Source organism: Flavobacterium sp. (genome assembly GCF_031409475.1).
Lineage (GTDB): Bacteria > Bacteroidota > Bacteroidia > Flavobacteriales > Flavobacteriaceae > Flavobacterium.
Map to the genome: position 1 here is coordinate 1 of NZ_JANNXH010000004.1, position 13,360 is coordinate 13,360.

Below are 13,360 nucleotides of genomic sequence, written 5' to 3' on the forward strand. Positions count from 1 at the left end.
TTTAACTTACTGGACAGCCCTTTTTTTACAATAACTTTTGGCTGTAAATCATCGAGTATATTGAGAGCTTCTTCAACATAAATATCTTTTGATAAACTCTCGTGCCATCTTTCTCTTTTTTCTTTTAACGAAAGGTCTTTGCTCATTTCTAACTCTTCATAAGGCAATGAGTTAAATTTTAAAGTGTTTTTATAATCTTGAATTGGCTTGTATTTTTTGGCCTGTTCTTCGATAGCGTTTTGTGAAATTTTGAATTTATCTATATTCAAACTGTAAGTGTTGTCTTCACTTCTGTTATCAATCCATTTTGCATTATCTTCAATCAACTTAAATTGGGAGTTTTGTGCAATTCGGCTTCTACTGTTTTTTAGAGCAGCATCAAAATTAGCATTGTTATTCCAAAGACTATATTCTGCTGGATCAATCTTATCCCATGGCATTGCGTTTTCAACATCACGTTCTCCCATTTTTAGATAGGCATAACGATCCGGCATAACAACATCGCTACTTACACCTTCTAACTGAGTTGAACCCCCATTTATTCTATAAAATTTTTGGATGGTTGTTTTTAAAGCGCCTAAATCGCCTACATCGCTATTGCGAACAAACTGATTTAAATCAATCACATTTTGAACCGTTCCTTTGCCATAAGTTTGCTTACTACCAATGATAATTCCACGCTTGTAATCTTGAATTGCAGCCGCCAAAATCTCAGAAGCCGATGCTGAAAAACTATTAACCATTATAACAAGTGGTCCACTCCACTCTATTTTTTTATCTCTGTCATACAATACTTCTTTTTTTCGAGTAGACGATTTGATTTGTACAATTGGTCCTTGCTCAATAAACAATCCTGCAATATCAACAACAGCAGTAAGTGATCCGCCTCCGTCATTCCTTACGTCTAATGCAATCCCGCTTACACCAGCTGATTTAAGCCTTTCAACTTCTTTGGCAATATCTTTTGCGGAGTCACGACCGTCTCTATTTTCCATATCGATATAGAATTTTGGTAAATAGATTACACCATATTTTATACCGTTTTTAATAACGACACTCGATTTTGCATAGGTTTCCTCAATTTCGACAATATCTCTAATGATTGAAATTATTTTGATTGTACCGTCAACTTTTTTGACTGTAAGTCGAACTTCAGAACCTTTTGTTCCTTTAATTTTTTTGACTACTTCATCCAAGCGCATTCCCACAATATCAACAGGCTCAGCATTTCCTTGAGCAACTTTCATGACAATATCACCAGCTTCGAGTTGTTTTCCTCTCCATGCTGGGCCACCAGAAATAAGCTCCGAAATCTCTGTAAAATCATTTTTCTTTTGGAGTCGCGCTCCAATTCCTTCAAATTTTCCACTTATATCTACATCAAATTTCTCTTTTTCTTCTGGCGCAAAATAATTGGTGTGTGGATCAAAGCGGGAAGTAATAGAATTGATATATACGGAGAACCAATCCTTTTTTTCTAGCTCTTCAATAAAATTAAAATATTCATCAAAAGACTTCATTGTACTTTCTCGAGTGATTTTTTCTAATTCTACAAAAGTTTTTGGCTTTGCATCGGCTAATGATTTATCACTATTATCTTTGACAATATTATCGTTAAACTCTCCGGGAATTAAAACAGCATCCGTTTTAACAGCATCCTTATCAGTAATTCCTTTGCTTTTATTTTCTTGTACTTTTAGACGATCCGTTAACGAGGACAAAGTTGATAATTTAATTTGTTTGCGCCATTTTTCGTTTAGTTCTTGAGCATTTTTAGAATAAGGAGCCTTTTCGTAATCAGAATTGAATGATTCCTCAACAGTGTAATCAAATGGTGTACTCAAAACATCTTTATAGATTTTTTTGCTTTCTGCCATTCTTAACATCAAACGATCGTATGTTAAATTAAAAAACGATAAATCTTTGTTGATAAAATCGTCGTCGAGTTGCGTTTCATATTGTGAAAACTCATCGATATCCGATTGCAAGAAAAATCGTTTCGACGGATCCAAAGCTTGAATATAGTCTTTGTAAATTCCTTTAGAAAAAGTATCGTCCATTTCTGCAGGATTGTAATGTCCTTTTTCGATTACAAAAGCCAAAAGTTCTAATAGCAACTTATCCTTTTCAGGATCTGTACTGGTAGATTTGTAGTTAGTAAATGCAAATAGTGATGCCGAAAGTAAAACTACGACAAGAAGGATTTTATAATTTCGTTTCATATAGCTAATAATAATATTCATCAAATTTTTAATCTAAATTACAGTAAAAACTATGCCAACACGTATTGGCGTTTTTTAAAATTTTGTTAAAGATATAAAAATGTTTATTTTAATTTGTGATTGCCCTTTATTATAACAAAATTTTATCTTCTTGTTTGCGAAATGTCAATTGGTGTGACTACATTTGCTTATTTACATTTAAAATTACAATTTTTTGAAAACACCAGACATAAAGCCAAAGCTTCCTTTAATTTTAATTACTAACGATGATGGTGTTTCTGCTCCAGGAATCAGAGCCTTAATTGCTGTTATGGCAGAAATAGGCACAGTTGTAGTTGTCGCTCCAGACAAACCACAAAGCGCTATGGGTCATGCTATTACTATAAATAGCACTTTGTATTTGAATAAAATTTCTAAAGAAAATGATGCTATTTCAGAGTACAGTTGCTCTGGAACTCCTGTAGATTGTGTGAAACTCGCGGTAAACGAAATCCTAAAACAAAAACCTGATTTATGTGTTTCTGGCGTGAATCACGGTTCAAATTCTTCGATTAATGTGATTTATTCTGGCACAATGAGTGCTGCAGTTGAAGCAGGAATCGAAGGAATTCCGGCCATCGGATTTTCATTATTGGATTATGATTGGAATGCTGATTTTGAACAAATAAAATCTCATATCCGAAAAATTACATTAGAAGTTTTAGAAAATGGCTTACCCGAAGGTGTAGTTTTGAATGTCAATTTTCCAAAATTAAAAAAAGATGAAATCAAAGGAATAAAAATTTGTCGTCAAGCGAAAGCCATTTGGATGGAAAAATTTGACAAACGACAAACTCCTTTTGGCAAAGATTATTTCTGGCTCACGGGTGAGTTTGTAAATCAAGATCAAGGCGAAGATACGGATGAATGGGCACTTGCAAACGGTTATGTTTCGGTTGTTCCGGTTCAATTTGATTTGACTGCACATCATACAATTCAACAACTTAATACTTGGAATTGGAATGAATAAAAGAAAAGATTTACTACTCGGTTTTATTTTAGGAATTGTAGCTTCTGGTTTAGGTTGTTTTATTTTTATTACTTTTTTTACCCACTTTGATTTTATAACTGGAATTCAATCTATGAAATCAGAAGGGAAATTAGGAAAATTAATAACTTTAGGTTCCATTTTAGACTTGATTTTATTTGCAGTTTTATTAAAATGGAATAAAGAGTTAATGGCACGAGGTGTTGTTTTGGCAGTGATAATAATTGCGATTTTCACTTTATTTTCCTAATTTTATTTTACAAACTTTTAAAATGAAATATTACATCATAGCCGGAGAAGCTTCTGGAGATTTACACGGTGCTAACCTGATGAAAGCCTTATATAATCAAGATGCCAAAGCTGATATTCGGTTTTGGGGTGGCGATTTGATGCAAAAAGTAGGCGGAACTCTCGTAAAACATTATCGTCAATTGGCTTTTATGGGCTTTGCAGAAGTATTATTTCATTTAAAAACTATTTTGAATAACATTAAAATATGCAAAGAGGATATTACAGAATTTCAACCAGATGTGATTGTGTTTATAGACTATCCTGGATTTAATTTACGTATTGCTAAATGGGCAAAAACACAAGGATTTAAAACTCATTATTATATTTCGCCCCAAATTTGGGCTTGGAAAGAGAACCGAATTACTGATATCAAACGTGATGTCGATAAAATGTATGTGATTCTGCCATTCGAAAAAGATTTCTACGAAAAAAAACATCACTATCCTGTTGAATTTGTAGGACATCCTTTGATTGACGCCATACACAATCATCCCAATCTGGATGGTGCAACCTTTAGAAAAACAAACCACCTCAACGAAAAACCCATCATTGCTATTCTTCCTGGAAGTCGAAAACAAGAAATTACTAAAATGTTATCCGTAATGTTAAGCGTAGTGAATGATTTTCCGGAGTATCAGTTCGTGATTGCTGGCGCGCCAAGTCAAGAATTTTCGTTTTATAAAAAGTTCATTACACAAGAAAACATCAAGTTCGTCTCCAATAAAACGTATGATTTACTCCAAAACTCCAGTGCAGCACTCGTTACATCGGGAACTGCAACGCTAGAAACGGCACTTTTTAAAGTCCCCGAAGTGGTGTGCTACAAAGGCAGTTGGGCTTCGTACCAAATTGCAAAACGCATTGTAACCCTAAAATACATCTCGCTTGTCAACTTGATTATGGATGAAGAAGTGGTAACCGAATTGATTCAAGAAAAATGCTCCAAAAAACACCTAAAAATTGAGCTGCATAAAATTTTAGAGCCCAAACATCGCGCAATTCTTCTTAAAAAATATGAAATACTCGAAGAAAAGCTAGGCGGAATTGGCGCAAGCGAAAAAACAGCAAAATTGATTGTGGCTGTAATTTTGTAATTAACTATCCAGTTAAAATTCCTAAATTTGCCAAAAACCTCCACTTTTGAAACCTATACTCACACTTTTTCTGATTTTTCTACTTTTTACAGCCTGTAAACCCACATCGGTTATAATTACATCTAAAAAAACAGCTCAGAACAAAGGCGTTTATGTTGCGCCAGTTACTAAAAAAAGCAGTGTCAAAAAAGAAAAATTAGTTCAAACTGACAGCAAAAAAACACCTACTAAAAAAACTAAAATTTCAGATACTGAAGCAACAGATTATGAATTAAACACCGACAGTACAAGCTATCTGGTAGAACAATTGATTCTTGCCGCAAAAGAAAATATTGGCGTACGCTATAGAAGTGGCGGCATAACTCCCGAAGGCTTTGATTGCTCGGGATTGATGTATAACATTTTTGATTTGTACCATATAAAACTGCCACACAGCTCGAGTGATCAAGCCAAACTAGGTCAAGTTGTCGCGCTTGAAAATGCCAAAAAAGGAGATTTAATTTTCTTTAAAACCAACGGTAGGCAAATAAGCCATGTGGGAATGGTTGTTGAAATTACGAATGACGACATCAAATTTATTCACTCCTCTACTTCGAGTGGCGTGATTATTTCCTCTACTAATGAAGGATATTACAAAAGAACTTTTGTACAGGTTAATCGTGTTTTGGAGTAAGCCGTTTTATGTTTAAAGTAAAAAAGTTTATTGAAACAAATTTCAATAAACTTTTGTTAACATCATGTTTTATTATAGTTCACAGTCTTTTTACCAACTATTTTTGACTATTAAACCTTAATTAACCACTTTTTGGGTGGTGATTTCTCCGTTTTCAAGAACTACTTTTACTAATAATGTTTGTTCACTTGATGCAAAATTACTGAGTACAAACTCTTTATTGTTGATTTTCTCTTTAGTGTAAATTTGCCTTCCTAGTAAATCGTAAACTATTATTTTATTGATATTTTCTAGGGTAGAATTTACTTTTATTTGCTTATTTTTATTGGAAACGAGTACATGGTTTGCTGTAGTAAAGTTGGTTTCTTTTTTTATAAAATTATTTACATAACGCAACACAAACCGATCGTTAAAAGTTCCTTTCTCGGTAGTAAAACTATACGGTGCTTTCCTGAGGTCATAAATAACATTGAGTAATCTATCTTCGAGTAAAATTTGAGTGCTTTTCTTCAAAAAAACACCATCCATATGATCTATGTTGATATTAAAAGTGCCTGCAATTGCACTGGAGTAACCCATCCTAACTGCATCGTTCTTTTTAAAGGCTGGTCTTCCTTGAATTTTATAGGTAGCTTCATCAATAAACGAATAAAAATTAATGTAATTACCGCCATCACTCAACAAACCATCATACCCTTTATCATATCCCAGAGTGGTATTATTAAAGTATCCTAACAGTTGCTGACTGAACATCCCAAGAGAATTCTCCATATTCAACCATATTCTATCTTTTACTTCCAATTTTTCGATTTTTGAAGTTGTCTTATAAAATTGTGAATTTGCAGTATCTGGTAAACCAACTCTCATGGCGTTGTTAAAAATTAATGATCCATTTGTATCGGCTTCGATGAAAAATCCTTGACCTGATGCTATATAGCCCAACGGCACTGTGCTGTTCGATACACTAGCAATACCTGATGTAGCCACCGTAGCAACACCTCCAGATAAATTATAAATGGCATAATCGTCTTGAGCGTAATTCTGTGCGTCTGGTCCTAAATTTGCTCCTCCGCCTAAGTCGTCTTTATGGGTCCAAAAATACAATGTTCCAGAAATGTTTGGGAAATTAGTATTTATAAATTCATTTGCCGATATCGCCGATGGATACGGATTACCCACTAAATTCCAATCATCATCGGCTGGTAATCCTGGAGTCAAAGCAATAGGTGTCGTTACAACACCGTTGTTAACCTGTCCAGAAAAATCAACTTCGGGTCTGCTTCCAGGCACAAAAGGTACTGGTTCTGGTGCTCTAATAATATACCCTTTTCCCGGAACCATAGTCGTGGCTGTTCCCCAATCGTTGCGGTCATCATCAAAACCATCATCATTTGCGTCCAGAAAGTTTGCAGGTAAAAATTCATACGCAAAGTCTGTACGCCAATCTTCAAAAGTTGACCCTACGGTATTATTTATTGCAGTAGAAGTTACAGGTGTTGACCAATATACATAATCATACAGTTCATAAGAAGATGTTTTTCTGTAAATATCTGTTGCACCGGAATTTGTAACAACGCCAGCATCATTTATCATTACCAGAGAACCGTTGTCTAATACTGCTAAATTTCCGCCAAGACTTACGGTTAAGTCATTTTTAATTGTGGCAAATTTTCGTGAAGTAACAGTTAAAGTTGCTGGACTATTAACAACAATACTACACGCATTTATATCGCCACCATTTAATGAGGTATCGTAATTTGCGTTGATTATTACTAATTTATCTAGTGTTGGTGGACCATTTGTCCATGCACCGTTCCAAGTTGCTGTTCCGCCGTCTGTAATTTTTACGGCATTTGTTGCTGTGTAACAAGTGTTTGTATTTTCTCTAATTTGGCAATAATACTGGTAATTGAGCACTCCAGAAATATTAGATATTGATAATATAGCAGAGGTGAAATTAGTGTAAATTGACCCATCTGTGGTTGTTATTATCTGTGTCCAACCTACAGCGTTTGGAGCCGAAACATACCATTGGTACGTTAAATTTATTATATCACCCGGCAAGTCGTAACCTTCTGTTCCGGCTACAGTTAAGCTTGTTGCTTTACAAGTTGGTGTGTAAGATGGATGCGTTGTAACTGTTGGTGGTGTTCCTGAAATGAAATTGTAAACACCAATATCGGAATAATCGTTATTAGCACAATCTGCACTAGTTGTTCCAATATAATCAATAATATTCCAATCAGCATTAGAATAAGTTGTCGATGGAAGCGACGGGGCTGTATTTTTTCTTCTAAAAGTAGCTCCATCTGTTTGTGTAGCAAACATTGGTAAAGAAGATGTAGCCCAACTAGGATCTCCAAAAGTTCCCCAGCTGTCTATTTTTGTAGCACCATTAAACAAAGCGATATGGTCATTCCCTTTCGAAGGAGAAAGTTGATAAGCATCAAAATTAATTCCTAAACCAGATATAATTTGAGCTGCCAATGAACCGTTACCATAGGGAGTTGTACACAAATCATCATCCCCTAAAGCCACAGTATATGTTGAACCAGCAGCTAGAGTTACATTACTTAAATTTAGTGGAGATCCAGAATAGGCACCACCATTCGAGGCTGTGTTTATAGAATAGTTACTTAAAGATTTAGAAACGCCGGTTCCGTTATAAATTTCCACATAAGTCAAACCACCATAATTTGAATCTGTAACTTCGCTGATAAATAAATCAGATGCTACATTGCCACCTTCGCAGGTATTTGCCTTATTATCTATAACTGTGAAAGCATTTGTTGCTTGACAACCTGTTGCAATAGTGGTAACTAAATTTCCAGACGATGCTCCGGATGGAACAAAAACTTTAATTTGTGTAGCTGACACATACGTTACAGGAGTTGCGGCAACTCCATTAAAAGTAACAGTTGCGCCTGTTAAGTTGTTTGCTGTTGCATTAATTGTTATTTCTGTTCCTACAGGTCCAGAAGTTGGAGTAATGGTGTTTGTTGTTGTAGGGCAAATTCCTGTTCCTTGAATTACAAAATCATACGTTGATTCGTCAGAATCATTATTAGCAATCGTTAAAGTTGTATTTCTTGTTCCCGAAGCACTTGGACTAAAAGTAACTGTAAAATCGATACTACTTCCACCATTTACTGTAACCGGAAAAGTAATCCCAGAAACCACAAAATCACTTGAAGCTGTTCCTCCAATCATTGAAATTGAAGTAATTGTTAAAGAATCAGTTCCTAAATTTTCAATTCTAAAATCTTTGGCTTGTGAAGACCCAATAGTTGTTGCAGCAAATAAAGTATTATCTGTTCCTTGAGGCGTAGTATCTCCATCAGAAATAGATGGGTTTGAACCTACAATACCTCTGACATTAATTTCTCTATCTCTTCTGCCTTTAGTAATGTAATTTGTAGATGGCGTTGTGGTAATTCCTGTAAAAGTTAACGTATTAACTCCAGTTGCACCGCCATCAGTCCAAGTAGTTCCATTCCATTGGGTTGCAACACAATTTGTTTCTGTACCGTTCACATCCGTATTAAAATAGTCAGCCGTTACAGTATAAGTTGGAGAGGTTAAAGTTCCAGATGTAGTTAATTTCCAAGATCTAGAAATATAATCGGTGGTAGCAAATAAACTAGAATGTTGACCAGTAGATAGTGCATAATCCTCAACTGCTATACCTAAATAAGCTGATGAAAAAGTTCCTGCGGTAAAATTCACTGTTGCAGGAGAATATTCTATTGTACCTGTTTTATCTCCAACTGGGAAACGATACGTTATACCAGTTGCAGTAATATTTTTTCTTAAATTTCCGGTTGCTGTTACATCAGAAATTACAAAACTATTTGCTGAATCTCCAAAAGTATTGCTACACGTTGATGCTAGAGTCATTGTATTTGCAGCTAAATCAATCAATCCATTCGTTAATGTTAAAGCCGTATTTATTGTAACTGCAGAACCCATCGTACAGCCTACTAATATAGCCTCACGATTCATAGTAAATGTTCCTAAATTAAAATCAGTCGCAAATTTTAAAGTTCCTAAACTTCCTGTTCCATATAAAGTTAGATTTGAAGTTGTGCTTCCTTTAAAAGTTCCATTTGTTCCTGTAACTGTATTTGTTCGCCCAGCAGTTCCTAATGTTAATGTATTTCCTGCACTTCCATTAATATCAAAAACATTAGCTGCTGTTCCAAAATCAATAGAATCTCCTCCAGCTGTTGGGGTTGTAATATTTAAACTAGTTGCTGGAGATGATGCTAATTGTACTGTAGTTGTTCCGCTTGCTGGGGTAAATAATATTTTATTAAATGTTGGTGTGCTCGATGCTGTTATTATTTGAGTTCCGGTTTTTGTAAAAAATATAGCCCTATTTTTTGTATCAAAAGAATAACCTGAAGTAAAAGTTATATTTCCTCCAATTTTTAAATCATCGCCATTTGCAAAACCTAAAGTCATATTCCCAGCGGAAATTAGGTTGCCAGAAACTGTCAATGCTCCAGCAGATGAAACACTACCATAATCCATATAAAATATAGAGCCAGTATCTATAGTTAAATTCCCAGCAATCCCTTTTGGTCCAGAATTTCCAGCATTTATATAATTTAAAGTAGTAGTATTACTTATTTGAACATTTGTTGGCAATCCTATTGTTCCAACAGCTGCAATATCAGCAGTCCACTCTAACTGACGGTTGTATATTGTATTCGAATTATATTGTAGCGTAGAACTTGCTCCGTATTTTGGAGAGTTGCCAATACAAAATCCATTTGCATTAATTTGTAGCTTTCCGTTTATAGTAACCAATGAACCCGTACCACAATTTAAACCATTTTGCAAATCGACAGTAGTAGTGTTGGTTGCCGATGTAGTCAAAGTTCCGCCGTTGGTAACGGTAATTGTGTTTGAAGTTATTGCAAATTTACCGTTTGTGGCTGAACTTGTAATAAAGCGATTTCCTCCGTTCAAATTCAGATTCCCTCCACCAGAAAGAGTAAGTGTTTGTCCGTTTAAATCTATTGTACTTGATGCATGAGTTGATGACAACGACAATCCAGAACTTGACGTTACATTAATAGCTGTTCCAGTTGCGGGACTTAAAGTTCCGCTTCCTGCAACTGTTAAATAATTAAAGGTTTCCAAAGTTCCTCCAGTTACTGTAACGATTTGTGAAGTACTCGTGCTTCTATTAAAAATCACCGCTCTATTATTTTGAGTAAATGAAGCTGTTGATACTCTCGTCCAGTTTCCTGCGAGATACAAATCTCCACTCGTTGCATTCAATGTTAGATTTCCGCTACTAATATTTAAACTTCCTGCCATACCACGGTTGCTATTTGGCATTGAAAGCGTAGTGCTATTTTGAATTGTTACGTTATTAGGAACTCCAGAACCAGCAGCTGTGCTATTGCCTGTCCATTCATTAGAAACTCCGTAAGTACCCGTTGTATTGTAAATTAATGTTGATGAACCACCATAAGTTGGCGTAGCGCTTACACTACTACCACTATTGAGCTGCAAGGTTCCATTAATAGTGGGTATGGTTGTCAAAGTAGTCGTGCCATTGATAGTTAGATTATTAAAAGTAATTGCGGTAGCGCCATTTATCGTTCCTGCTCCTGCAAAAACTACGTTACCAACAGTACTTGAAGTTACTGTTCCTGTATTAGTTAACGAACCACCTGCGTTGATGGTTAGTGTGCCTGCTGTAGTCCAAGACATCGTGCCGCTATTGTTAATGCTGCCTGTTATAAGGTTTGCATTAGAAGCTCCTGTGACAAATGAAATAGTCCCTGCATTTACAATACTTCCAGATGTTGCTGAACCTCCTGCAGAGAATGTTAATATACCAGTACCAACCGTTGTGATAGCTCCAGTAACTGTCAATGCTCCTGATGCTCCATTAATATTCATAGTGATTCCCGTCAATATGGTCATAGTGGCAAAAGGTGTATTAGTTGTTACTGCTGCAAGTGTTTGATTGTGTGCGAGCGTAACCGTACTGTTTGCCAGCGGCACAGAACCTCCTAACCATCTTAAAACGTTATTTATATCACCCGCACTTGAAGTTATATACCCCAAAAAGTTAAAGGATGGAACCGTTACAGACGTAACAGGAGTTGGGTTAGCCACCACAACATTTCCTGTAAAATTAATTCCTGTGTTTGCAACAACAGCAGTTAATTGAGAAGCACTAATAAAAGTAACTGTTGACGCAACACCATTAATTGTTACCGTTGAATTAGACTGAAAATTAGTACCATTAATAGTAATGGTTTGTCCTTTAAATCCTGTATTGTTAGCTTGCACTGTAACGCCAGTAACAGCAGTTGGAACTATAGAAGTAACCGTTGGTGTTAAAGAAAGTGCCGTGTAGGTATAGTTTGAACCACTGTTATCTGCATAATTTAATAAAGCATACGATTTATCTCCTTCACTAAGTGCAGTCAATGCAGCTTGGCTCATAGTTGAACTAAAAATATAATAATAAACAACAGCTCCATCTGCTTGGACAGGAATTGTAAAAGTAACTGTAGTTCCTGCAACACTACCAACTGCTGATATGGTTGAACCTCCCGTTGAAAAATCATTGGAAGCTGTTTTATACCTAACATAAAAATTTTCCTGGGATGAATTGGTAGTACTAATAGTTGCTGTTATAGTAGTAGTGCCATCGTTATTTAAAGTTCTTTGTGTACCTGTATTATGAGTCATTGTAACAGGTGCATTGGTTGTAAAGCCAGTATAATAACCCGTGCCACTGTAACCATTGTCTTTCAATATAAATGTGTAATGACCAGCTGTTCCCATATTGAATCCCATATCTGTTGAGCCATTATAAGCCGTGCCATTTATTGCATCAACTGTACCCTGACCAACTCCGCCAAATGCCCATTTGTTTGCATAAGTTCCCGTTGAGCCACAACCTCCGCCTGAAGTGAACAAAAATCCTGAACTGCCACCGCCGCTCATATTAAGCGGTGTTAGATCACCACCTGAAGCTTGAACGTTTACCGTATTTACCCATTGCCCACGTCCATCTGTTGGAGTTGATGCTGTTGTGTTTACTTTTCTGTATTTGAGTACCCGATAATCTCCATAGGTACAATTGATAGGCTGAGAATAACTATTTATTTGACCTACAAAGTTTACTCCATCACCGCCAAAAATATTTGTACTAGGATTAGTGACAACCACATTACCCGTTGTCGCGGAAGTTAAAGGTGCTGATGCAGCAGTTATTGTATACGTATCTGCCTGATTAAAAGCGACATTGTTAAAAGTGGCAACACCCGCAACTGCATTGGCGGAAAGTGTTCCGCTCATTGTGCCAGTTCCACTTGCTTTGGTCAGTGTAACTGTTCCTGTAAATGAAGGAACAAGCACATTCCCAGCATTTCTACCCTCGACCGTGAAACTTGATACTGGTGTTCCAGTTGTGCCTGTAGTTGGCACGCTTACTAAAGCTAATTGGGTGGGTGTATTGACAAACCCTGTCCAAGAAATATCATCGATTTTTATTTGAGCTCCAGAAGTTCTTAATTCTAAAACTATATTGCCTGAAATATTTATTGCTTGAGAATAACTTACAACTACATCCGATGTAGTTGAGACCGTTATTGTTGAACCAATTTGAACTCCATTAACCCAAACTTCAATACTTCTCGTACTTGTTCCTGTAAATGCTCTCACATAATTAAAAGTAAGTGTTCCGATACCACCAGCGTAAGTAGGAGATGTTACAGTGCCAAGACCACTTGTACAAATTGCTTTCCCAGTTAAAGTTTCATCAGTTCTTGCTAATGTTGCACTCCAAGTAACTCCATTTGTACCTGTCCAACTTCTTGTAAGATAGTTCGTCGGAGAAGCTGTTGGAATATTTAAAAAGTTTTCTGAACCCTGCCCATACGAACTTCCAAAACCCACAAACAAAGCAATCGCAATAAATAGTAATTTTATTTTCATAAAGTGTGTTCTAATTTTTTTCCATGCGTAATTAGGTCAAGTATATATTTGGTAGTATTGGGAAGGCTAAAATACAATCAAG

General features: G+C 35.9%; 6 protein-coding genes. 4 read left to right on the plus strand and 2 right to left on the minus strand.

Going from position 1 to position 13,360, the window contains the following annotated elements; genetic code table 11:
* Nucleotides 1-2,243: carboxy terminal-processing peptidase (locus tag RMO53_RS00800; protein WP_310377447.1), on the minus strand; the 2,243-nt coding region annotated here is incomplete at its 3' end.
* Between the two features lie 208 nt (nt 2,244-2,451).
* Between RMO53_RS00800 and surE the strand changes: the two genes are divergently transcribed.
* Genes surE through RMO53_RS00820 form a run of 4 tightly spaced genes read left to right on the plus strand, consistent with a single transcriptional unit; the run spans nt 2,452 to nt 5,307 of the window.
* Nucleotides 2,452-3,231 (plus strand): 5'/3'-nucleotidase SurE, encoded by a 780-nt coding sequence (gene surE, locus RMO53_RS00805; RefSeq protein ID WP_310377500.1) that lies wholly within the window; start codon nt 2,452-2,454, stop codon nt 3,229-3,231.
* Complete coding sequence (locus RMO53_RS00810) at nt 3,224-3,499, plus strand: hypothetical protein (RefSeq protein WP_310377448.1); 276 nt, start codon at nt 3,224-3,226, stop codon at nt 3,497-3,499. Before surE ends, RMO53_RS00810 begins: the two co-directional genes overlap by 8 nt.
* A gap of 22 nt (nt 3,500-3,521) precedes the next feature.
* Nucleotides 3,522-4,634, plus strand: coding sequence for a lipid-A-disaccharide synthase (gene lpxB / locus RMO53_RS00815; RefSeq protein ID WP_310377449.1), 1,113 nt, complete (start codon nt 3,522-3,524; stop codon nt 4,632-4,634).
* A 46-nt stretch (nt 4,635-4,680) separates the two neighbouring features.
* Nucleotides 4,681-5,307, plus strand: a complete 627-nt coding sequence (locus tag RMO53_RS00820) for a C40 family peptidase (RefSeq protein WP_310377450.1) — start codon at nt 4,681-4,683, stop codon at nt 5,305-5,307.
* A gap of 117 nt (nt 5,308-5,424) precedes the next feature.
* On the opposite strand, the gene RMO53_RS00825 is transcribed toward RMO53_RS00820, so the two are convergent.
* Entirely contained in the window at nt 5,425-13,278 is a 7,854-nt protein-coding gene (locus RMO53_RS00825) for a T9SS sorting signal type C domain-containing protein (protein WP_310377451.1), read from the minus strand.
* Nucleotides 13,279-13,360: the final 82 nt, after the last annotated feature.